Raw genomic sequence first — 21,217 nt, 5'->3', positions numbered from 1 at the left:
AACGGCTTGCGGCTTCAGCGCGCTTCCTTGATGAAGAGCGCGGTAACCGCGCCGACCACGCAAAGCGCGCCGACATACAGCGCGGGCGCGGCCGGGCTCGATTTCATCATCAACGAAACGACGATCGGCGTGAGTCCGCCGAACACCGCATACGCGACGTTGTACGAGAACGAGATGCCCGAAAAGCGCACGGCGGGCGGGAACGACTTGACCATCACGAACGGAATCGCGCCGATCACGCCGACAGTGAAGCCGGTGAGCGCGTACCACGGCAGCAGCGTCGAGGCATCGACCGCGACTTGCTGGAACAGCGCGTAGTACGAGCCCGCCAGCAGGAACGCGCCGACGAATAGCGTCTTGCCCGCGCCGATGCGGCCGGCAATGGCGCCCGCGAGCACGCAGCCGACCGTGAGGCAGAGCGTCGCGGCGCAGTTCGCGATCAGCACCGTGGCCGGCGCAATGTGGAACTGCTTCTGAAGCAGCGTGGGCGTCATCAGAATCACGACGACAATGGCGGCCGAGAGCATCCACGTGAGCAGCATCGACACGATGACGGCGCGGCCGTGGTCGCGCAGGACCGCCTTCAGCGGAAGTTCCGCCGCCAGCGACTTGCGCTTCTGCAGTTCGGCGAACACCGGCGTTTCATGCAGCCAGCGGCGCAGATAGACCGAGCAAAGCCCGAACAAGCCGCCGAGCAGGAACGGCAGACGCCACGCGAAGCTCGCGACATCGGCAGGAGCAAACGTCTTGTTGATGGCCGTCGCGATCAGCGAGCCGAGCAGAATGCCCGCAGTCAGGCCCGCCGTGAGCGTGCCGCACGCATAGCCGATATGGCGGCGCGGCACGTGTTCCGAGACGAATACCCACGCGCCCGGCACTTCGCCGCCGACCGCCGCGCCCTGCATCACGCGGAACACCAGCAGCAGAACCGGCGCCATCAGGCCGAGGGACGCGTAGGTGGGCAAGAGTCCCATCAGGAGCGTCGGGACCGACATCAGCAGGACGGAAAGCGTGAACATGCGCTTGCGTCCGAGCAGATCGCCGAAATGCGCCATCACGATACCGCCGAGCGGCCGCGCCAGATACCCAGCGGCAAAGATGCCGAAAGTCTGCAATTGCCGCAGCCAGTCAGGAATGGACGCCGGAAAGAACAGCTGGCCGATGACCGGCGCGAAGAACACGAAGATGATGAAGTCGTAGAACTCGAGCGCGCCGCCGAGCGCGGCGAGCGCGAGCGTCTTGTAATCGCCGCGCGTCAGCGCGCGGCCGGCGGCGTGCGACGCGCCGTCGAAAGGTGTTGCCTGCATCGAATGAGAACCCGTAATGAGAAAAGCCACGCGTGCGGTCGAGCGACGCATGGGACGAGGCGATGCCCTGCGGGATGTCCGACGCGCCGGGTGAGCGCGAAAACGGGAACGACTGGGGCGCGGTCCGAAACCGGCGCCCGTCACCGCGCTGCGCATGTCGGCGGACAGCCGTATCGCAGCTTGCGCTCACGCCGTCTCTGTAAGGCGGCGGAAGCGGGGACTTTCGGCTCGATGTAAGCCGAAGGCGGCATGTTACAGGATGTAAGTCGCCGCTACACGAAAAATCACATTCGGATGTCGCGTGCTCGCGCCACTGACGGCGCGCGGCGGTTACATGCGTTGACATTTCGGAGGAGTCCGATGGGAAAGGGTGGTCGCGCTGACCAGAATGCGTGCCTGTATTTGCCGTCTCTTTTTGTAACGAGACGCCCGGGGAGATGCCGCGAGAGCGGTATCGGCCCATGTCCTTAGACTCATCAGGCTTGACACTATGCGCGTCGCCGTTTTGCAAACCGACCCAAGTTACCGAAATCTCATCGCCGAAGTCGTCAAACGACTCGGACACACTGTCGTCACCTTCGGCGACGGCCTGCTGCTTTCCAAGGCGCTGTCCCGCTCGACCGTGGATCTGCTGATCCTCGACTGGAACTCGACGGGTCTTTGCGGACTCGATCTGCTCAAATCCGTGCGCTCGAGCTTCGGCGAGCGCGTTCCCGTCATGTTCGCCACCGCGGACGGCGCGGAGCACAACGTCGTCTGCGCGCTGACGGCGGGCGCGGACGACTTCGTGGTCTATCCCATCCGTCCGGGCGAGTTCGGCGCGCGAGTCGAAGCGCTGCTGCGCCGCGCGTATCCGACGACTTCCAGCGCATGCCTTGAGATCGGGCCGTATCGCTTCGATTCGCGTCAGCAGACCGTCACCGTGCGCGGCCGTCCGGTGCAATTGAGCGGCACGCAGTTCCGGCTGGCGCAGCTTTTCTTTTCGAATATCGGCCGCGTGCTGTCGCGCGACCACATTTTCGCCATGGTCTGGGGCCGGGAATTCCGCGAAACCACGCGCACTATAGATAGCCATGTTTCGCGTTTGCGTCTCGCGCTGGAAATCGAGCCGGTGAATCACTTCCGTCTGCAGCCGGTGTATAAGAGCGGCTATCGGCTGCTCCATCTTTACGATGACGGCGAAGACGCGGGCGACGATCGCGTGGAAACGGAGCATGCGCGAATCGCGGCTTGAGGCGTGGTTGAACGAAGGTGAATGAAAATGCCGTCGTGAGACGGCATTTCGCTTTTGGCTGAAATGAAGCCATCCACTTGTTCAGACGTTGAATAGCAACTCGGTTGAGACGCTGTCTCACGCGCTAATTACCGCCACGGCTGTAAGCACGATAATCGCAATACCGAGAAGCCACGCGGCGACGGGATTCGTGCCTCCACGACGGACTAACTCAGCGTTGCGTATTTCAGCCGGTAAGGGAGAATCGCTGACCGTCTTGAGAATCTTCTCGACGTGCGCGAGGTAAATTGAATTACCGCTGAACCCCATCGCCACCGGAAACGCGTAAGAGAGCGCACGATTGATTCCCTCGCTCAGCGAAGACGTCGCTACGGTGCAAACCACAGCGATTGCAATGTATGCGGCGGCTTGCCAGTGCATTTTCCTGTACACGAGCCAGACCGGCCCTAATAGGAACGCGGCGCCGTTCCAGGTTAGCTTCGACGTGCGCGGGTTTTGAATCACCCACTTGCGACTGTAATAATCAATGTTCTTTCCGACGAACAGTGCCATGTCGCGATCAAGTTGAAATGATGCGGAGCGTGTGTCGGTTTCCGGTGCGGCTTGCTCGTTGATTTGATTCATCGGCGATTTTTTTTGTATTAATCAAAGGAGCCAGCTTCGCACGATCAGCGTAGCGGCGTCCATGTGTTCGCCTCGGTTTGATCAAATGTTTTAATTCGTTAGGGAGGCTAAACGACGATGAAACTCGGATTCCGAATCTCCGCCGTTGGGTGCCATGCGCCCGTCGATTAATGAAAAAGCGAAGTGAGCAGGCGGGAAAGCGTCTCGAGCATCGTCGTCGGCACCGCGTGGTTAAGGGAATTGCGGCGCGGGTCAGATTGGCGGGACAGGGCTGCCACGTCGATCAGGAAGAAGGGGCTCATGATTCGTTACCTCGGTTGCGTTTGGACAGGTGTAATTTTGAGATAGCGTGCTTTTGCTTGCCATCGGATGTATCTCAAAATTACGCCGGCGTCGCGCTACGGAGGAAAAGCGCCCAGGTAGGACCGGTTACTCCTGGTCTGGCGAGCATTGGCCGCGCAGCAGCGCCCATTCCTCGCACGACTTGCCGCTTGGAAAGCTGCATATGCCGATCTGGCCGTCGCCACTATCGACGATTCGCAGTGTCCCGCCTCGGCGGATGCAGTTCGTGGAAGCAGGGTTGGGAAGTCCTACCTGCGGATTGGCCCGCGAGGCGCTCTGGTCTGCCGTAACGCCGGAGGAGGAAGGGGCAGGCGACGCGCACGCTGCCAGCAGAACAGCAACGGCGAAGGAGGTGGCGAGTTTGAACATGGAGGAACGAGATCGATCGGATACCTGAGCGCCGCGACTATATCAAGCGCTCCCGGCGCCGTCGAATTCCCGCGCCGTGGGTTCCAGTTGAGCGGCGCGCGTCGCGCGTCGGGCGCCGCCCGCCAACCATCATCCCGTCTGCTCAACCGGCGTCACATCGACATCGATCATCTGCGTGCCGCGCAGCACCGCGACCTTCACCGCGCGCTCGATACGCGATGCATCCAGCGCGCGCTGCAAACCGTCGACGCTATCGACGCTCACGCCATCCACCGCGACGATACGGTCGCCCGTGCGCAGCCCGCCCAGCGCAGCCGGACTGCCCTTGACGACTTCCATCACGTGGACCGCGCTCGCCGAGGTCAGCCCGAAGAAGCGTTGCACGCGCCGCGACACCGGCGCGGTCGTTCCCGCCACGCCGATATAGGCGCGCCGCACGCGTCCGTACGCGAAAATCTGCATGATGACCCACTTGGCCGTATCGATGGCAGTCGCGAACGAAATGGCCTGCGCGCCCGAAATAATGGCCGTGTTCACGCCGATCACCTGTCCCGCCGAGTTGATGAGCGGACCGCCCGAGTTGCCGGGATTGAGCGCGGCATCGGTCTGGATCACGTCGTAGATCATGCGGCCGGAGGTCGAGCGCAGCGACCGTCCGAGCGCCGAGACGACGCCTGTCGTCACCGTCTGCGCAAGGCCGAGCGGATTGCCCACCGCGATCGCGATCTGGCCGACGCGCAGCTTCCCGGATTCCCCGAGCTCGACATGCGGCAGCGGCTCCGGCGAGCCGATGCGCAGCACCGCGAGATCGCTGCCCGGATCGTCGCCGACGAGATCGGCGTGAAAGTGCGCGCCGTCAGCGAGCGTCACGGTAATGCGCGTCGCGCCGTGAACGACGTGGCTGTTGGTCAGCAAATAACCGTCGGGGGTGAAGATGAACCCCGAGCCGGTGCCGCCCGCCTGACGACGCGCGCCGCGGGCATCGGCCATTTCGCGCTCGACCGAAATGAAAACGACGGCCTGCTGCACACGTTCGAGCGCGCCGATCACGGTGCGCGAATACGCGTCGAGCAGCGCGGTGTCGTCGAGCGGTTGCGGCTGTGACTGCGAGGCGTCTTGCGGGCCGCGCGCAAGATCGTCGATGAATTGTGGCCGGCTTCCCATGTTGGACTCCCGATATTCGAGAGGCGACATGTGGGCCGCGCCGGCGCTTTTCAACCCCGCGCGGCGCGGGAGAGCAGGTTCATCGGCCCGAGCGTCTCGACGATGCGGCGCTGGGCGTCGTCCCGCACGAAAAACGAACCGGCGAAGCCGAGCGCGTTGATCGCGATGCCTTCGACATCGGGCACCGTGCGCGGCACGGCGAGCATCCAGCGGCGGGTGACGAGCAAGTTGTACGGCGCGGCCTGATGCGTTGCCCCGGCGACGTCGAGCGGTTCGACGCCGATTGCGTCCAGTAACCGTCGATACGTGTCGTGCGCGCGGTGCGGCGTGTTCTCGGACGAGTCGTCGAGCCACGCCGCCGCGTGACCGAACGCGAGCTCCGGCACGCGGAAGATCGCGCCGTTTCGCGCGTTCGCGATCAACGGTTCCACGGGCGCCGCGAGACCATCGAGCGGCAGCCGCACCATCTGCATGTGTTTGTGCGGCTGGCTCGATCCGGCGACGGCGCCGCCGTTGTAGAAGCCGAGCCCGTCGTACTGGTTCAGGCACGCGAGCAGGGCGGCGAAATCGTCCGCGTCGAGAAGGGCTTCTTGCGGCTCGAACTGCGTCGTCACGATCAGCAGATGGTGCGCAATGACATTGAACTTGTTCAGCAACAGAAAGTGCCTCTCGCCTATATCGCCGACGCGCAACGCGTCCTCGCATGGTGAGAACGGATCGCGCCACGCGCTTGCAGCATCGGTGGCAGACTTGGCCGCGAGCTTCGCGGCCTCGTCCTTGCGCGCGAGATTGGCCGCTTGCCGCACGAGAAAGCGCACGCCGCCTTCCTCGACGACGCGCTCGATCGTGTCGAACGGACGCAGCGCGCCGCACGCGAGCGCGCGCGCCGTTTGATCGACGACGGCTTGCCATGAAGGCGCTTCTGGCAGTGAAGTTGAGCTCATGTTCCTGACGAGTGATTGCCCGAATGAGCATTCTGCTGCCTTTACGCATATAGCGTGCGGAAGCTGTGTCCAGACGGCTGCTAAAGAACGTCTGCGCAGCGAAACAGCACAGAATAGCTTCGATAGTTCAGACTTTTCGGCGTTCAGTTCAGGCGGCGACTTGGATAGACTTTCTCCCACTCAGTCGATCGCGAATGCAGTTATCCGTTCGTTGTGCAAAACGAACAGGCTTCGTGACTGAGGGCGACGCTGGCCGGGGATTGCGCGCAGCGCAGATCTCTTCTGGCGTATTACCTACATTTTTCTGTTTCAAGCGAGAAGCACTCTCATGCAAAAAATCGACCGCGCTGCTCTGGTTCAGGCAAACATCGCTGGTGGCACCGCCAAGGCGTCGAGCACGTCTTCGTCCACCACGAACGTCAGCGTCACGATCACGGCTTAAAGCTGCGACGTCGACGTTTTAGCATCATCGTTTCAACCGTCATTCAAGAAGGTATGCAAATGCAAAAGATCGAACGCGCTGCGCTGGCTCAAGCCAACATCGCTGGCGGCACCGCCAAGGCGTCGAGCTCCTCGTCGACCAACACGACCGTCGACATCAACATCTCGGCGTAAGGTTGCCGCTCCCTTTGTGAGAGCGTGACTGGTATTCGAAGGCTCCCGTTTCAGGGAGCCTTTGTCGTGGGGTGAATCACGCCCAGTCTTCCTCCCCGTTCTTCGGCTCCGGCAACGTCAGGCCGGACGCAGGCAGCGGCAGCGCCGTCTTGTAGCGCACCTGCTTGAGCGCAAAGCTCGAGCGGATATTCGACACGCCCGGCATCTTCGTGAGCCGCTCCAGAATGAAGCGCTCCAGCGCCGCCACGTCGGGCAGCACCACGCGTAGCAGATAGTCGGCATCGCCGGTCATCAGGTAACACTCCATGACCTCCGGGCGCTCGCTGATCGCCTGCTCGAAGCGCGCCAGCGCGTCCTTGATCTGCTTCTCCAGACTCACTTGAATGAACACGTTGATGCTGAGTCCCAGCGCCTCGGGACTGAGCAGCGTGACGTGTTGCCTGAAAAGCCCGGCTTTCTCCAGCGCCCGCACGCGATTGAAGCACGGCGTCGGCGACAGATTGACGGCGCGCGCAAGCTCCGAATTCGTGATGCGCGCATTGTGCTGAAGCGCGTTGAGAATGCCGATGTCGATGCGGTCTAACCGCTGCTTCGCCTGGGTGCTCATAGTCGAGACGTTCCTGTTTTGCGCGTTTTCGCAGAATAAGAACACTACCGCAAAGCGATCTCGCAGCCAAATGAGATGCATATTCTGCGCGCGACTGGTTATCCTCGACTGATACTAGCCCTGCCAGCGGAGCCGCGCCATGACCGACTTGTCGAACGGAACCAGTCAGCTTCTTTCTCTTGCGCGGGGGCGTGAAGACGCCGACCCCGGCGAAACAGCCGAGTGGCTGGATGCGCTCGACGCGGTGGTGGCCCACGTCGGCAAGGAGCGCGCGCAATATTTGTTCGACCGCCTTGCGGAGCATGCGCTGTCGGTCGGCGTCGAATCGGCGCGGGCGCGCGCGACGCCGTACGCCAACACGATTCCTGTCGAACAGCAGCCGCCGTATCCGGGCAACTTCGACATCGAAGAGAAACTCGCCGGCGTGCTGCGCTGGAACGCGCTGGCGATGGTGGTGCGCGCGAACCGCGCCTACGGCGAACTCGGCGGCCATATCGCGAGCTACGCGTCGGCCGCGGATCTCTTCGAAGTGGGCTTCAACCACTTCTTTCGCGCAGCGGGCGAGAACCACGGCGGCGATCTCGTCTACTTTCAGCCGCACTCGTCGCCGGGCGTGTATGCGAGGGCCTTTCTCGAAGGCTTCCTCGATGAAGCGCATTTGCAGCACTACCGGCGCGAGATTGGCGGGCCGGGGCTGTGCTCGTATCCGCATCCGTGGCTGATGCCTGATTTCTGGCAGTTTCCGACCGGCTCCATGGGCATCGGGCCGATCAACTCCATCTACCAAGCGCGCTTCATGCGCTATTTGCAGAACCGTGGCCTGAAGCAGACGGAAGGGCGCAAGGTCTGGGGCTTTTTCGGCGATGGCGAGATGGACGAGCCCGAGTCGATCGGCGCGCTGTCGCTGGCTTCGCGTGAGCGGCTCGACAACCTCGTGTTCGTCATCAACTGCAATCTGCAGCGGCTGGACGGGCCGGTGCGCAGCAACGGGCGCATCGTCGACGAACTCGAAGCCCAGTTCACCGGCGCGGGCTGGAATGTCATCAAGGTGCTGTGGGGATCGGACTGGGACGCGCTTTTCGCTCGCGACCGCACCGGCGCGCTGCTGCGCGCGTTCGCGCATACCGTCGACGGCCAGTTTCAGACGTTCTCCGCCAACGACGGCCGCTACAACCGCGAGCGCTTCTTCGGCCAGAACCCGGAACTGGCCGCGCTCGCCGCGCATTTGTCGGATGAAGACATCGACCGTTTGCGGCGCGGCGGCCACGACGTGCGCAAGCTGCATGCGGCCTATGCGAAGGCGCTCGCTCACACGGGCCAGCCGACGGTGATTCTCGCGAAGACAATGAAAGGCTTCGGCATGGGCACGGTCGGGCAGGGCCGCATGACCACGCATCAGCAGAAAAAGCTGGATCTCGACGACCTGAAGGCGTTCCGTGACCGCTTTCGCCTGCCGCTTTCCGATGCCGACGTCGAGGCGCTGAAGTTCTACAAGCCCGCCGACGACGCCCCGGAAATGCGCTATCTGCACGAACGCCGCGCGGCGCTCGGCGGCTACCTGCCGCGACGACGCGCGAAGGCGTCGGAATCGCTCGTGCCGCCTGCGCTCGGCAGCTGGGCGCAATTCGCGCTCGACAGCGCCGGCAAGGAGATGTCCACGACCATGGCGTTCGTGCGCATGCTCGGCAGTCTGATGAAGGACGCGACGCTAGGCCCGCGCATCGTGCCGGTGGTCGCCGACGAGGCGCGCACCTTCGGCATGGCGAATCTGTTCCGGCAAGTGGGCATCTATTCGCCGCTCGGCCAGCTTTACGAGCCGGAAGACATGGGCTCGATGCTCTACTACCGCGAGGACACGCGCGGCCAAATTCTTGAAGAGGGCATCTCCGAGGCGGGCGCGATTTCGTCGTGGATCGCGGCGGCGACCTCCTATAGCGTCCACGACCTGCCGATGCTGCCGTTCTACATCTACTACTCGATGTTCGGCTTTCAGCGCATCGGCGATCTTATTTTCGCGGCGGCGGACCAGCGTTCGCGCGGTTTTCTGATCGGCGCGACGTCCGGGCGCACGACGCTCGGCGGCGAGGGCTTGCAGCATCAGGACGGCACGAGTCATCTGACGGCATCGACCATTCCGAACTGCCGCGCCTACGATCCGGCGTTCGCGTACGAAGTCGCGGCGATCGTCGATGAGGGCATGCAGGAGATGTTGACGCGCCAACGCGACGTTTTCTACTACGTCACCGTCACGAACGAGAACTACGCGCAACCCTCCGCGCCCGGCAAGACGCTCGATTCGGCCACGCGCGAAGGCATTCTGCGCGGCATCCACCGCATTTCCGGCGACGACGAGGCGAGTCGCGCTCAGGTGCAACTGCTCGGTTCGGGCGCGATCCTGAACGAGGCGATCGCCGCGCGCGCCATGCTCGAAGCCGACTGGAACATCGCGGCGGCGGTGTGGAGCGTGACGAGTTATGCGGAACTGCATCGCGATGGCGCGGCGTGCGAGCGCCTGGACCGCCTCTCCGACGACGCGCCCACGCCCTATGTGACGCGTGCGCTTCAGGCATCGCGCGGGCCGGTGATCGCCGCGACCGACTACGTGCGCGCGGTGCCCGAACTGATCCGCGCCTATGTGCCGCGCCGGTACGTGACGCTCGGCACCGACGGGTTCGGGCGCAGCGACACGCGGCAGTCGCTGCGCGCGTTTTTCGAAGTGGACCGCGTGGCCATCGTGCTTTCGGCGCTGAAAGCCCTGGCGGACGACGGCCTGATCGAGCGCGCGGTGCTGCGGCTCGCACGGGAGAAGTACGGCGCGACGCATGCCGAACGCGACGCTCCGTGGACGCGCTAGGCGCTGAGTCCTAGAAGCGCGCGCACTTCGTCGTCGCTCGTCTGCTCGAAGTCGATGTAGAACTGCCCGACGCCCATGAAGTGACGCGGCTGAAGCACGCAGACGCATGAATCGACGACTTCCGTAAAGCGCGACGCCGCATCCAGCGGCGCGACCGGCAACGCCGCAATCACCCGCGTGGGCGGGGCGCCGCCGTTGCGCAGCGATATCGCGGCCGCGCGCAGGGTGGCGCCCGTGGCCATGCCGTCGTCCACGACGATCGCGACCTTGCCGGCCGTATCGAGCGGCGGACGCGATCCGCGATACATCGCCTCGCGGCGGGCCAGTTCGGCGCGCTCGCTTTCGATCACGGCGTCGAGTTCGGGCTTGCTCACCCCCGCATAGGCGACGATGCGCTCATCGAGAAAGAAGGCGTCGCCGGATGCGATCGCGCCCATCGCAAGCTCGGGTTGCGACGGCACGCCCAGTTTGCGCACGATGAGCACGTCCAGCGCGGCGCCAAGCGCGCTCGCCACTTCGAAGGCTACCGGCACGCCGCCGCGCGGGAGGCCGAGCACGATCACGTCGTCGCGGTTCGCGTAGTCCGCGAGCAGCGTGGCGAGTTCGCGGCCGGCCTCGCGCCGGTCCTTGAAGGTGGAGTTCATGTGGCATGGGTCCTGCCGGCGCGTGGGGCTGCAATTCACGCCGAGGCACGCGTAGCGCCCATACGGCGCGGCCGCCGGGCGTCTGCGCGGTCCCGCCTAGGCAGCTTCCTACATCGTAGGCGATAAATCGTCTGTCACCCATATGAAGGAGCGCACGCGCACGACAGCGCGCCACGAACCGGCCCGGCGAAAAAAAAGCGCCCCGACTCGGGGGCGCTTTCGGATGAGGGATTCGAACGCTCAGAGATTCGCGCGCACTGCGTCCCTGAGAGCGTCCATCACGATGCCGTAATTGAGCGGAATGTCCAGCGAGTCCGAGTAGCCCGTTTTCTCGGCCGACTCGGCGGGCGCAGCGCCGACCGGAATCGGCTCGTAGGCAGTCTCGCCTGCCGGATTGTTGCGTCCTTCGATGGCACTCTGCAATTGCGGATTCTTCACGATTAACTCCTTTCCGGTAAGGGAGCGGCGAGGACCTGCAAGATAAACCAGTGTCGTGACAAATTGACGACTTCGATTGAGCACGCATCCGAAACTTACGCGTCCGGCGCGCCGGTATTCGCCGTCATGACGCAGTTGTCGATGAGCGCGGGGGCTCTAGTGTAACGGCGGCGCGCGCCGGCCGAAGCGAGTTTTTCTTATGACGCTCGCGTAGCGGTATCGGATGCGGATGCGGCAAAGCGGCGCGGAAATTGCATCTGCCGCAATCGGGCGCGCCGCTCGGGAAGCGGCGTAGCGTACGATCGTACTCAGCATGGGCTGTTCGCGGGAAGGAATCCGAACCATCAGGACCGCTCACTCGCCGTTCCTTATCCGCACCCGGCGCGAGAGGCCGGCGCGATGGCCATGCGCACGCGATAAAACAAGGAGAAAATAACATGAGCAGGATCGCAATCATCGGCGCCACCGGCAATGTCGGAAGCCGGCTCACCCACGAAGCGTTGCGGCGCGGACACGCCGTGACGGCGCTCGCCCGCGACACCTCGAAGCTCGAAAAGCGGGACGGTCTCGACGCGCGAAACGTGGATGCGCTCGATCTCGACGCGCTCGCCGATGCCATCGCCGGCCACGACGCCGTCTTCAGCGCGACGCGTTTTTCGACCGTGCCCGAGAGCGCGATCGTGGGCGCGGTGAAGCGCGCGGGGGTGGAACGGCTGCTCGTCGTGGGCGGGGCGGGCAGTCTGTATCTGGCGCCCGGCCAGCGCGTTCTCGACGCGCCGGGCTTTCCCGACGCCTACCGCGCGGAAGCGACAGCAGGCGCCGCATTTCTCGACGCCCTGCGCCGCGACCGCGAGCTGAACTGGACGTTCGTGTCGCCGTCGGCGGAGTTCGTGAGCGGCCCGCGCACGCAGCGGTTCCGCATCGGCGTAGACGAGCTACTGGTCGATGCCAACGGCCGAAGCTGGATTTCCTTCGACGATTTCGCGATTGCGTTCCTCGACGAATTCGAGCGCGGGGCGCATATCAAGCAGCGGTTCACGGTCGGTTATTGACCGCAGGCGGCGGGGCGGCCGCCGCCTGCGCCGGTTAGCCGTGGACGTCGGCTTCGACTTCCTCGGTCTTGGGCATGGCGGCGGCGAGAATCATCGCCGATGCGTTCTGGGGCTTCGGATCGCGCTGCGACGGCCGATAAACCTGGTCGCCGCGATGAATCGGCATGCCCGAGAGCGAGCACACGCCGTCGCCGGACGCCGTGGTGGCGCGCCAGCCCTGATAGCCGTAATGGCACGTTCCCGGGTCGGACCAATAAACGAGCGCGGTTGCGCTGCTCGGGCGCTCGATGACGCGCACGATGGCTTGCGGAAAAGGCAAGCGGTCGTTCGACTCCCGCGGATGCGTGCGATTCCAGTCGCGGGTCAGGCGTTCGAGGAACGCGCTTTCGGCCCGAGCCGTCTTCTGCGACGGCGCGGTGCGTCCCGACTCGACGGGGATTGTTTCAAGTTGGTGGACGGTCTGTGACCACGGGTCCGCTCTTTTCGAAAAAGCTGTCATGGCATTGTTCCAGGCTTTGACTCGACCTAGAACGTACGTCATTAAGCATATTCCGATAAATACGGCATAGGTGAAAACACTGTCCCGTTCCTGCGAATAATCCGAATGGGCGGCGGACGGCGCTGGCGGACGGGCCGTCGAGTTAGCATGTGGACCCGGTCGGAGGCTTGTGGGGCGGGGCTTTGCGCCGGGTCGCCCGGTCGAGCGAGGGCTGGTTGGCGCGATGCTGTTTAGTCGGGATAGAGAGACAAACACGCGCTTTTCCTCACGTGCGATGTGGGTTTGTCGGGCAGAAATGCGGGTATCTGGGCCCGGGCCCTGCGAGAGAGCCAGCGGCCGTTTCGATTCGCGCTTGTGTGGGCATCGCGTCGGAGGCGCAGGAAGTCGATCGACAGCGCTGGCTCAGATGGCGTCTCTGGCCCCAGGCAGATCCTTGTCAGAGAAGGCAGAGCGGCGGTCCACCGGCTCGGTCTCGGCCCAATGCCGGCCATGGAAGTGGCAGTCGAGCGCGGGCGGAAGGCCTTGGGAAAGCGGATGAACGATTGCGAGTGCGGCAATGGTCCACCGTTGGCACCTGCCGGGGCAAGCAATGCCGTTTGGTCGCCTCAGGCGACGAAGGAGCGCCTACGAACTCAACTGGCGCGAGACGACTGGCAGCCCGGTCACGAAACGCGCAGACGCCTTGTGGGCACGGCCGGACGCGCAGATCGTACGCGGGCGGCGGGCGCGGCGGCGCGCTCGGAGCCGGCCATAGCGTCCTCACCGCGTCAAAGAAGTCGCCGATGCGGGTGCGCGGTCCGACGGCAAGGGCTGCGGCACAACGAGGCGCCCCGGTCCATCGCCACTGGCTCGGACCGATACGACCCGCGCCCGTAAAGCCATGCGAGCGAAGAAGCCGTCGAGAAGAGGGTTTAACGTGTGCCAGTGCCGCGATTGTCGGACGATAAGCAGTTCCGCCGGGGAACGCTGTCTGGTCCGCTCGCGCGCGTACGAGCGTGATGAGACTCTAGGCCAGCGCGCCCGGCCGTCACGTCCGGCGCGAAGCGCAACATCGCGGCGCATCCTGCCCGACGCCGCCGACCACCGACGACGCCTTCGCAACTGCCGTCACGCGGCTACGATGCCGCATACTGGCCATGCCTGTCCCTGACGCGCAAATCGCGCCCGCGTCCAAGGACCGCGTGGGCGCGATCGAGCCTGCTCAGGAAATCGCAGCATGTTCGCCGCATTCTTGCGCGCCCTGCAACGCCTCGGTCGATGCGGGCTGCACGAACGGCCGCCACACGGGCGCAGTCGGCGCGAAATCGTCGAGCATGGAGAATTGTTCGAGCGATGTGTTATCGAACATGATCGACCTCGTTATAAGTAGTTAGGTAAGCGAAATAATTCAACGCGCGACGACATTGTTTCGCACCGGCGACCCATTCGCATACTCGACGATCCCGCGATTGCGCGCTTCCGCTTGGGCGGCGACCGCATCGCCCCACATGCTGCGCGACGGATAGCTATTGCGATTCAACGCGGGCAGCGAGCCGTCCGAGTAAGCCGCTGCAAGTTCCGCGCGGACCTGCGCGCGGGTCTTCGGTGCTTCGCTCGTGCTCGACGTTGTCTGAGTCAGATACGTCCCCGCACGGCCAATGCCTTGACCGCCTTCAGCGAAAGCCGTGCTCGAAATGACGGCAGAGATAGCGGCAAGCGAGACACTCGCGACGAGATAGTTTTTCATGTTGCGACTCCTTTCGGTCCGTTCCATATGCATCGGGATACGGCGCATTGTTCAATCGAGCGATGCGTCGTGGCAGGACGAAATGTAGTCGCGCGGTGCGGGCGGATAAATGCCCCATCCGCGAATAGATTTATCGACATCCGCGAATAATCGCTCGCGGCGTCGTCATCGAAGTCAGTGGGAAACGAGAGAAATGCTTTCCATCATGGCGATGGAAAGCATTCGAGAAACGGGAAGAACAGCGAGAGAAGAACAGCGATGCTTCGTTAAACCACAACGTCTGCCGTGCCTGCCACTTCGGGCGTGCCATGACGCACGATCATCGGCGATGCGGTGCTCGTCGGCAGGCAACGCTCTTCCGCATCCTTCTGTCCTTGCAGCAGCGGGCAGCGTTCGAATAGCTCGGCGACCCAGTCCACGAAGACGCGCACTTTCGGCGACAAATGCCGGTTGTGCGGATAGACCGCGGAAATAGGCATCGGCAGCGGATTCCATTGCGGCAGGACTTCGACGAGTTCGCCTGAACGCAAGTAGGGCAGCGCCATGAAACGCGCGATCTGCACGATGCCGACGCCCTTCAGCCCGCAGCTCAAATACGCTTCGGCGTCGTTCACCGCGATCATGCCGCGCATCTTCACTTCGATGGTTTCACCGTCCACGACGAAATCCATATCCATGATGCGGCCCGTGCGGCTCGAAAAATAATTGACCGCCGTGTGGTTCTGCAAATCGTCGAGCGTGTTCGGCGTGCCGTGGCGCTCCAGGTATTGCGGGCTTGCCACCGTCACGCCCTGGAACACGCCGATGCGCCGCGCGACGAGACTCGAATCCTGCAGCGTGCCCACGCGAATCACGCAATCGACGCCTTCCTGAATCAGATCGACGGGCTTGTCGCCGAAGCCCATCATCAGTTCGATATCCGGATAGCGGGTGTGGAAATCGCATAGCTGAGGCATGACGATCAGACGCCCGATTGCGCCCGGCATGTCCACGCGCAGCTTGCCGTGCGGGCCTTTGCCGTTGTTCGAGAACGTGCTCTCCGCTTCTTCGATATCCGCGAGAATGCGCACGCAACGCTCGTAATAAGCTGCGCCGTCCGGTGTGAGATTGAGCCTGCGCGTCGTGCGCTGAAGCAGACGCACGTTGAGAAACGCTTCGAGGTTTTGAATGATCGTCGTCACGGATGCGCGCGGCAGATTGAGCGTATCCGCCGCCCGCGAAAAGCTGTTCGTGTCGACGACGCGGGTAAAGACCTGCATTGCTTGTAGCCGATCCATGTTCTCGTACCTTCGTTGCTGAGTGAGCGAGGAATTAAGCGGTGGCTAAAAATGGAATTGCGCGGTCTAGCCACGATTGCCCCGATTGTTCGGGGCGACCGAATTGTGTTGCCGGATTATAGGCATTTATCTAAAAAGGCGTGGACTCCAGAATTCGGACCATCGCAACTCATGCGCGGACGCCTTGTACGCAAGGCCGTGCAAACGGAATAACCATGGCAACACTGCTGGATCAGGAGCAACGCCCGAGACTGTGCATCGAAGAAGTGCATATCGCAGGGCACGTCCAGCCCATCGTGCTGCGCAGCTATCGCCCGGCATCCGATGGCACTGTCTTGCCCATCGTGCTCTATTTTCATGGCGGTGGTTTTACACACGGCAATCTGGACGATGCCGACATCGCCGCTTCGACCATCGCACGCGATACGCCGGCGTGGGTCGTGTCCGTCGGCTATTCGCTCGCGCCGGCCTATCCGTTTCCCGCTGCGCCAGAGGACGGTTATCGCGCGGCGCAATGGGCCTTCGCCCATGCACGCGGCCAGCGCGCGGACCCGCAGCGCATGGGCGTCGCGGGCCACGATGCAGGCGGCAATCTCGCGACCTGCGTGGCCGCCATCGCCCGCGATCGCGGCGACATTCGCGTGTCGGCGCAGGCGCTGCTCGCGCCGCTGCTCGATCCGAGCATGACGCGCGTGGCCGACGAGCGCAAGGTTCTGTGCCCCGATCTCGAACTCAGCGAGTGCGCGCGGTGCTATCGCGCGTACTTGCCGAATCCGTCGCAACGTTTGCATCCGTACGCCGCGCCGCTCGAATCGCGCCGTCTTGCTGGCTTGCCTCCTGCATTGATCGCGAGCGCGGAGCATGACCTTCTGCATATCGAAGCCGAGAAATACGCGGCCGAACTCATTGCGGCGGGCGTCCCGACCGAGGTCACGCGCCATTGCAAGGCATCGCACCAGGCGCTCGCCGCGCATGCGGCGGCATTGAAGGATGTCGTCGCGTTCTTCAGGAAACGGCTCGCGCGCACCACATAAGCGCAAAGCCACGCACCACAACAATACGAACTCAACGCAACCGGAGCTTTCCATCATGATGTTCACTCGCAAACGCATCTACGCCGCGCTAGGCGCGACGCTGATTCTCGCAGGCGCGGGCGGCTATACCGTCTGGCGCGGCCAGGGCGACGCAGCCATCAATCAGGCGCACGCCGCGGCACACGGTCCGACCGCCACGGAAGTGGACGTGGCGACCGTCGTGTCGAAGACCATCACGGATTGGCAAAGCTATTCCGGCAGGCTCGAAGCGGTGAATCACGTGGACATTCGTCCGCTCGTGCCCGGCACTATCGTCGCCGTTCATTTCAAGGACGGCGCGCTCGTGAAGAAAGGCGATCCGCTCTTCACCATCGATCCGCGTCCCTACGAAGCCGAAGTGGACCGCGCACAGGCGCAGCTCGCGGCGGCGCAAGCCCGCAACGGCTATACGTCGACGGACGCGGCGCGCGCCGAACGTCTGCTCGCGGACAACGCCATTGCCAAGCGCGACTACGACGAGAAGCAGAACGCCGCGCGCGAGGCCGTCGCGAACCTGAAGGCCGCGCAGGCCGCGCTCGAAGCCGCGAAGATCAATCTCGCGTACACGCATATCGTCGCGCCGGTGTCGGGCCGCGTCTCGCGTGCGGAGCTGACGGTCGGGAACATCGTGTCGACGGGCGCGAACGCGCCGCTCCTGACGACGCTCGTCTCGGTTTCGCCGATCTACGCCTCGTTCGATGTGGACGAGCAGACCTACCTGCGCTATCTCGGCCGCGATGCGGGCAGCACCGTGCCGGTCTCGCTCGGCTTGGCCAACGAGGACGGCTATTCGCGCGAAGGCGTCGTTGATTCGGTCGATAACCGGCTCGATACGACGTCCGGCACCATCCGCGTGCGTGCGCGATTCAACAACCCGGACGGCTCGCTCGTGCCGGGGCTCTACGCGCGCATCAAGGTGGGCGGCGGCACGCCGCATCCGGCAGTGCTCGTCGACGACGCCGCCATCGGCACGGATCAGGACAAGAAGTACGTGATGGTGGTGGACAAGGACAACCGCGTGCAATACCGCGAAGTCACGCTGGGCCAGACGCATGACGGCCTGCGCGTCATCGCGAAGGGACTCGCGCCGGGCGAGCGCATCGTCGTGAACGGCTTGCAGCGCGTGCGTCCGAACGATGTCGTGAAGGTCAACGCCGTCGCCATGAACAACGCCGGCGATGCGCCCGCGGTGAAGACCGCATCGGCACAGTGATGCGCGTCATTCGTAACGAACAGAACCCGTCATGAACATATCCAAATTCTTCATCGACCGCCCGATTTTTGCGGGCGTGTTATCGGTGGTCGTGCTGCTGGCCGGGATCATCGCGATGTTCAGGCTGCCGATCTCCGAGTATCCGGAAGTCGTGCCGCCTTCGGTGGTCGTGCATGCGCAGTATCCGGGCGCGAATCCGAAGGTGATCGCGGAGACCGTCGCTTCGCCGCTCGAAGAGCAGATCAACGGCGTAGAGGACATGCTCTACATGCAGTCGCAGGCCAACAGCGACGGCAACCTGACGACCACGGTCACGTTCAAGCTCGGCACCGATCCGGACAAGAACACGCAGCTCGTGCAGAACCGCGTGAATCAGGCGTTGCCGCGTCTGCCGCAAGACGTGCAGCGGCTCGGCGTCACGACGATCAAGTCGTCGCCCACGCTCACGATGGTGGTCCACCTGAACTCGCCCAACGGCCGTTACGACATGACGTATCTGCGCAATTACGCGCTGATCAACGTGAAGGACCGGCTCGAACGCATTGCCGGCGTCGGCGAAGTGCAACTGTGGGGCTCGGGCGATTACTCGATGCGCGTATGGCTCGATCCGCAAAAGGTGGCGCAGCGCGGCCTGACGGCGACCGATGTCGTGAATGCCATTCGCGAGCAGAACGTGCAGGTCGCGGCCGGCGTGATCGGCGGTTCGCCCACGCTGCCTAACGTGCCGCTGCAACTGAACGTGAATGCGCGCGGCCGCTTGCAGAACGAGTCTGAGTTCCGCGATATCGTGCTGAAGACGTCGCCGGACGGCGCGGTCACGCATCTGGGCGATGTCGCGCGTGTCGAACTCGCGGCCTCCGAATACGGCTTGCGCTCGCTTCTCGACAACAAGTCCGCAGTGGCTATCGCGATCAATCAGCAGCCGGGCGCGAACTCGCTGCAAATCTCCGACGAAGTGCGCAAGACGATGAAGGAACTGCAGGCGGACATGCCCGCAGGCCTCGAATATCAGATCGTCTATGACCCGACGCAGTTCGTGCGTTCCAGTATCGAAGCCGTGATCCATACGCTCGCGGAAGCCATTGCGCTCGTCGTGCTCGTGGTGATCGTGTTCTTGCAGACGTGGCGTGCGTCGATCATTCCGCTGCTTGCCGTACCGGTGTCGATCGTCGGTACCTTCTCGCTGTTGCTCGCATTCGGTTTCTCGATCAACGCGCTGTCGCTCTTCGGCATGGTGCTCGCCATCGGTATCGTCGTGGACGATGCGATCGTGGTGGTCGAGAACGTCGAGCGCAACATCGAAGCGGGCTTGTCCGCGCGAGAGGCGACGTATCAGGCCATGCGCGAAGTGAGCGGGCCGATCATCGCGATTGCGCTGACGCTCGTGGCCGTATTCGTGCCGCTCGCGTTCATGTCCGGCTTGACGGGCCAGTTCTACAAGCAGTTCGCGATGACCATCGCCATCTCGACGGTGATCTCCGCGTTCAACTCGCTGACGCTGTCGCCCGCGCTGGCCGCACTGCTGCTCAAGGGTCATGACGAGCCGAAGGACTGGCTCACGCGCGGCATGGATCGCGTGTTCGGTGGCTTCTTCCGGCGCTTCAACGCGGTGTTTCATCGTGGGTCCGAGTCCTACAGCAAGGGCGTGAAAAGCGTCATCAACCGCAAGGCGATCATGATGGTGCTCTATGCGGTGCTGCTCGGCGGCGCCGTATTGATGGGCAAGATCGTGCCGGGCGGCTTCGTGCCCGCGCAGGACAAGGAGTATCTGATCAGCTTCGCTCAGTTGCCGAACGGCGCATCGCTCGACCGCACCGAAGGCGTGATCCGCGAAATGAGCGCCATCGCGCTGAAGCAGCCGGGCGTGGAAAGCGCGGTGGAGTTCCCGGGCTTGTCGGTGAACGGCTTCACGAATTCGTCGAGCGCGGGCATCGTGTTCGTCACGCTCAAGCCGTTCAAGGACCGCGTGCATGACAAGGCGCTTTCCGCGAACGCAATCGCAGGCGCGCTGAATCAGAAGTACGCGGGCATCAAGGGATCGTTCATCGCCGTGTTCCCACCGCCGCCGGTGCTCGGCTTGGGCACGCTCGGCGGCTTCAAGATGCAGCTCGAAGATCGCGGCGCGCTCGGCTATGCGGCGCTCGCCGATGCCACGCAGGCGTTCATCAAGCGTGCATCGCAAACGCCGGAACTCGGGCCGACGTTCTCCAGCTATCAGATCAACGTGCCGCAATTGAACGTCGATCTGGATCGCGTGAAGGCGAAGCAACTGGGTGTGTCCGTCACCGATGTGTTCGACACCATGCAGGTGTATCTCGGCTCGCTGTACGTGAACGACTTCAATCGCTTCGGCCGCGTGTATCAAGTGCGCGTGCAAGCGGATGCGCCGTTCCGCGCGAATCCTGAGGACATCGGCCTGCTGAAGACGCGTAACGCGAATGGCGACATGGTGCCTTTGTCGTCGCTCGTGAAAGTCTCGCCGACGTATGGCCCCGAAATGGTGGTGCGCTACAACGGCTATACGGCAGCGGACATCAACGGCGGTCCCGCGCCCGGCTATTCGTCGGGACAGGCGCAGGCAGCAGCCGAACGCATTGCGGCGGAAGTGCTGCCGCGCGGGATCAAGTTCGAATGGACCGATCTCACGTATCAGCAGATCCTCGCGGGCAACGCGGCGCTGTGGGTGTTCCCGATCAGCGTGCTGCTTGTGTTCCTCGTGCTTGCCGCGTTGTATGAAAGCCTGACGCTGCCGCTCGCAGTCATTCTGATCGTGCCGATGAGTATCTTGTCCGCACTGATCGGCGTATGGCTCACCGACGGCGACAACAACATCTTCACGCAGATCGGCTTGATGGTGCTCGTGGGCTTGTCCGCGAAGAACGCGATTCTGATCGTCGAATTCGCACGCGAACTGGAGATGCAGGGGCGCTCCATCGTGCAGGCCGCGATCGAAGCCAGCCGCCTGCGTCTGCGTCCGATCTTGATGACGTCCATCGCGTTCATCATGGGCGTGGTGCCGCTCGTGTTGTCGTCGGGTGCAGGCTCTGAAATGCGGCACGCCATGGGCGTCGCGGTGTTCTTCGGCATGTTGGGCGTGACGCTCTTCGGCCTGATGCTCACGCCCGTGTTCTACGTGATTCTGCGCAAGCTGAGCCGCACCGAACATGTGACGGACAAGCATGGCACGCATCCGCAGATGCGCGGTATCGGCGCTTCGTACGAGGCGCAATGAGGT

19 protein-coding genes are annotated in these 21,217 nt (G+C 63.5%); 6 read left to right on the top strand and 13 right to left on the bottom strand.

Annotated features, from left to right (window positions below):
• Nucleotides 1-14: 14 nt before the first annotated feature.
• Complete coding sequence (locus NCR35_RS17120) at nucleotides 15-1,307, bottom strand: MFS transporter (RefSeq protein ID WP_250500443.1); 1,293 nt, start codon at nucleotides 1,305-1,307, stop codon at nucleotides 15-17.
• 490 nt (nucleotides 1,308-1,797) lie between these two features.
• On the opposite strand from NCR35_RS17120, the gene NCR35_RS17115 reads away from it, so the two are divergent.
• On the top strand, nucleotides 1,798-2,541 hold the full coding sequence (locus NCR35_RS17115; RefSeq protein ID WP_206469465.1) for a response regulator transcription factor: 744 nt from the start codon (nucleotides 1,798-1,800) through the stop codon (nucleotides 2,539-2,541).
• 117 nt (nucleotides 2,542-2,658) lie between these two features.
• Here the strand turns inward: NCR35_RS17115 and NCR35_RS17110 are convergent, their stop codons facing one another.
• From NCR35_RS17110 to NCR35_RS17090, 6 genes are all read right to left on the bottom strand, one after another.
• Nucleotides 2,659-3,165 (bottom strand): DUF2628 domain-containing protein, encoded by a 507-nt coding sequence (locus tag NCR35_RS17110; RefSeq protein ID WP_250535293.1) that lies wholly within the window; start codon nucleotides 3,163-3,165, stop codon nucleotides 2,659-2,661.
• Between the two features lie 167 nt (nucleotides 3,166-3,332).
• Nucleotides 3,333-3,467, bottom strand: a complete 135-nt coding sequence (locus NCR35_RS29885) for a hypothetical protein (RefSeq protein WP_284503082.1) — start codon at nucleotides 3,465-3,467, stop codon at nucleotides 3,333-3,335.
• A 127-nt stretch (nucleotides 3,468-3,594) separates the two neighbouring features.
• On the bottom strand, nucleotides 3,595-3,876 hold the full coding sequence (locus NCR35_RS17105; RefSeq protein WP_250535292.1) for a putative hemolysin: 282 nt from the start codon (nucleotides 3,874-3,876) through the stop codon (nucleotides 3,595-3,597).
• 129 nt (nucleotides 3,877-4,005) lie between these two features.
• Nucleotides 4,006-5,040 carry a S1C family serine protease gene (locus NCR35_RS17100; RefSeq protein ID WP_250535468.1) on the bottom strand — a complete coding sequence of 345 codons (1,035 nt, stop codon included), beginning with the start codon at nucleotides 5,038-5,040 and terminating at the stop codon, nucleotides 4,006-4,008.
• Nucleotides 5,041-5,090: 50 nt separating this feature from the next.
• The gene (locus NCR35_RS17095; protein ID WP_250535291.1) at nucleotides 5,091-5,984 is read right to left on the bottom strand and encodes an ATP adenylyltransferase family protein; all 894 of its coding nucleotides are present in this window, start codon (nucleotides 5,982-5,984) and stop codon (nucleotides 5,091-5,093) included.
• A 691-nt stretch (nucleotides 5,985-6,675) separates the two neighbouring features.
• Nucleotides 6,676-7,206: an Lrp/AsnC family transcriptional regulator gene (locus NCR35_RS17090; RefSeq protein WP_244850074.1), complete on the bottom strand. Its 531-nt coding sequence runs from the start codon at nucleotides 7,204-7,206 to the stop codon at nucleotides 6,676-6,678.
• Nucleotides 7,207-7,345: 139 nt separating this feature from the next.
• Here NCR35_RS17090 and mdeB point away from each other — a divergent pair, with 139 nt between their 5' ends.
• A complete protein-coding gene (mdeB, locus tag NCR35_RS17085; RefSeq protein ID WP_250535290.1) occupies nucleotides 7,346-10,060 on the top strand; it encodes an alpha-ketoglutarate dehydrogenase in 2,715 nt (904 codons plus the stop codon).
• Here mdeB and NCR35_RS17080 read toward each other — a convergent pair.
• Together NCR35_RS17080 and NCR35_RS17075 are read right to left on the bottom strand one after the other, a co-directional pair.
• Nucleotides 10,057-10,704, bottom strand: a complete 648-nt coding sequence (locus NCR35_RS17080) for a phosphoribosyltransferase (RefSeq protein WP_250535289.1) — start codon at nucleotides 10,702-10,704, stop codon at nucleotides 10,057-10,059. The genes mdeB and NCR35_RS17080 overlap by 4 nt on opposite strands.
• A 240-nt stretch (nucleotides 10,705-10,944) precedes the next feature.
• Entirely contained in the window at nucleotides 10,945-11,142 is a 198-nt protein-coding gene (locus tag NCR35_RS17075) for a hypothetical protein (RefSeq protein ID WP_159833576.1), read from the bottom strand.
• Between the two features lie 437 nt (nucleotides 11,143-11,579).
• Here NCR35_RS17075 and NCR35_RS17070 point away from each other — a divergent pair, with 437 nt between their 5' ends.
• Entirely contained in the window at nucleotides 11,580-12,194 is a 615-nt protein-coding gene (locus NCR35_RS17070) for an NAD(P)-dependent oxidoreductase (protein WP_250535288.1), read from the top strand.
• Nucleotides 12,195-12,228: 34 nt separating this feature from the next.
• On the opposite strand, the gene NCR35_RS17065 is transcribed toward NCR35_RS17070, so the two are convergent.
• From NCR35_RS17065 to NCR35_RS17050, 4 genes are all read right to left on the bottom strand, one after another.
• Complete coding sequence (locus NCR35_RS17065) at nucleotides 12,229-12,693, bottom strand: DUF3331 domain-containing protein (RefSeq protein WP_206469470.1); 465 nt, start codon at nucleotides 12,691-12,693, stop codon at nucleotides 12,229-12,231.
• A 1,201-nt stretch (nucleotides 12,694-13,894) separates the two neighbouring features.
• Nucleotides 13,895-14,041: a hypothetical protein gene (locus NCR35_RS17060; RefSeq protein ID WP_244850078.1), complete on the bottom strand. Its 147-nt coding sequence runs from the start codon at nucleotides 14,039-14,041 to the stop codon at nucleotides 13,895-13,897.
• 39 nt (nucleotides 14,042-14,080) lie between these two features.
• Complete coding sequence (locus tag NCR35_RS17055) at nucleotides 14,081-14,419, bottom strand: DUF4148 domain-containing protein (RefSeq protein WP_250535287.1); 339 nt, start codon at nucleotides 14,417-14,419, stop codon at nucleotides 14,081-14,083.
• Between the two features lie 266 nt (nucleotides 14,420-14,685).
• Nucleotides 14,686-15,696 carry a LysR family transcriptional regulator gene (locus NCR35_RS17050; RefSeq protein WP_250535286.1) on the bottom strand — a complete coding sequence of 337 codons (1,011 nt, stop codon included), beginning with the start codon at nucleotides 15,694-15,696 and terminating at the stop codon, nucleotides 14,686-14,688.
• A gap of 215 nt (nucleotides 15,697-15,911) precedes the next feature.
• Here NCR35_RS17050 and NCR35_RS17045 point away from each other — a divergent pair, with 215 nt between their 5' ends.
• Genes NCR35_RS17045 through NCR35_RS17035 form a run of 3 tightly spaced genes read left to right on the top strand, consistent with a single transcriptional unit; the run spans nucleotide 15,912 to nucleotide 21,214 of the window.
• Nucleotides 15,912-16,730, top strand: a complete 819-nt coding sequence (locus NCR35_RS17045; protein ID WP_175941431.1) for an alpha/beta hydrolase — start codon at nucleotides 15,912-15,914, stop codon at nucleotides 16,728-16,730.
• 55 nt (nucleotides 16,731-16,785) lie between these two features.
• A complete protein-coding gene (locus tag NCR35_RS17040) occupies nucleotides 16,786-17,982 on the top strand; it encodes an efflux RND transporter periplasmic adaptor subunit (RefSeq protein WP_244850082.1) in 1,197 nt (398 codons plus the stop codon).
• Between the two features lie 31 nt (nucleotides 17,983-18,013).
• Entirely contained in the window at nucleotides 18,014-21,214 is a 3,201-nt protein-coding gene (locus NCR35_RS17035) for an efflux RND transporter permease subunit (protein WP_250535285.1), read from the top strand.
• Nucleotides 21,215-21,217 lie beyond the last annotated feature (3 nt).

It is taken from the genome of Caballeronia sp. AZ10_KS36 (assembly GCF_023631105.1).
In the GTDB taxonomy this organism is placed as follows: domain Bacteria; phylum Pseudomonadota; class Gammaproteobacteria; order Burkholderiales; family Burkholderiaceae; genus Caballeronia.
This window is presented reverse-complemented; position numbering and strand designations above follow the sequence as displayed.

What these genes read in the sequence shown, in the direction of transcription:
- NCR35_RS17120 (WP_250500443.1), bottom strand. Translation starts at nt 1,307, where the DNA reads ATGCAGGCAACACCTTTCGACGGCGCGTCGCACGCCGCCGGCCGCGCG.
- NCR35_RS17115 (WP_206469465.1), top strand. Translation starts at nt 1,798, where the DNA reads ATGCGCGTCGCCGTTTTGCAAACCGACCCAAGTTACCGAAATCTCATC.
- NCR35_RS17110 (WP_250535293.1), bottom strand. Translation starts at nt 3,165, where the DNA reads ATGAATCAAATCAACGAGCAAGCCGCACCGGAAACCGACACACGCTCC.
- NCR35_RS29885 (WP_284503082.1), bottom strand. Translation starts at nt 3,467, where the DNA reads ATGAGCCCCTTCTTCCTGATCGACGTGGCAGCCCTGTCCCGCCAATCT.
- NCR35_RS17105 (WP_250535292.1), bottom strand. Translation starts at nt 3,876, where the DNA reads ATGTTCAAACTCGCCACCTCCTTCGCCGTTGCTGTTCTGCTGGCAGCG.
- NCR35_RS17100 (WP_250535468.1), bottom strand. Translation starts at nt 5,040, where the DNA reads ATGGGAAGCCGGCCACAATTCATCGACGATCTTGCGCGCGGCCCGCAA.
- NCR35_RS17095 (WP_250535291.1), bottom strand. Translation starts at nt 5,984, where the DNA reads ATGAGCTCAACTTCACTGCCAGAAGCGCCTTCATGGCAAGCCGTCGTC.
- NCR35_RS17090 (WP_244850074.1), bottom strand. Translation starts at nt 7,206, where the DNA reads ATGAGCACCCAGGCGAAGCAGCGGTTAGACCGCATCGACATCGGCATT.
- mdeB (WP_250535290.1), top strand. Translation starts at nt 7,346, where the DNA reads ATGACCGACTTGTCGAACGGAACCAGTCAGCTTCTTTCTCTTGCGCGG.
- NCR35_RS17080 (WP_250535289.1), bottom strand. Translation starts at nt 10,704, where the DNA reads ATGAACTCCACCTTCAAGGACCGGCGCGAGGCCGGCCGCGAACTCGCC.
- NCR35_RS17070 (WP_250535288.1), top strand. Translation starts at nt 11,580, where the DNA reads ATGAGCAGGATCGCAATCATCGGCGCCACCGGCAATGTCGGAAGCCGG.
- NCR35_RS17065 (WP_206469470.1), bottom strand. Translation starts at nt 12,693, where the DNA reads ATGACAGCTTTTTCGAAAAGAGCGGACCCGTGGTCACAGACCGTCCAC.
- NCR35_RS17060 (WP_244850078.1), bottom strand. Translation starts at nt 14,041, where the DNA reads ATGTTCGATAACACATCGCTCGAACAATTCTCCATGCTCGACGATTTC.
- NCR35_RS17055 (WP_250535287.1), bottom strand. Translation starts at nt 14,419, where the DNA reads ATGAAAAACTATCTCGTCGCGAGTGTCTCGCTTGCCGCTATCTCTGCC.
- NCR35_RS17050 (WP_250535286.1), bottom strand. Translation starts at nt 15,696, where the DNA reads ATGGATCGGCTACAAGCAATGCAGGTCTTTACCCGCGTCGTCGACACG.
- NCR35_RS17045 (WP_175941431.1), top strand. Translation starts at nt 15,912, where the DNA reads ATGGCAACACTGCTGGATCAGGAGCAACGCCCGAGACTGTGCATCGAA.
- NCR35_RS17040 (WP_244850082.1), top strand. Translation starts at nt 16,786, where the DNA reads ATGATGTTCACTCGCAAACGCATCTACGCCGCGCTAGGCGCGACGCTG.
- NCR35_RS17035 (WP_250535285.1), top strand. Translation starts at nt 18,014, where the DNA reads ATGAACATATCCAAATTCTTCATCGACCGCCCGATTTTTGCGGGCGTG.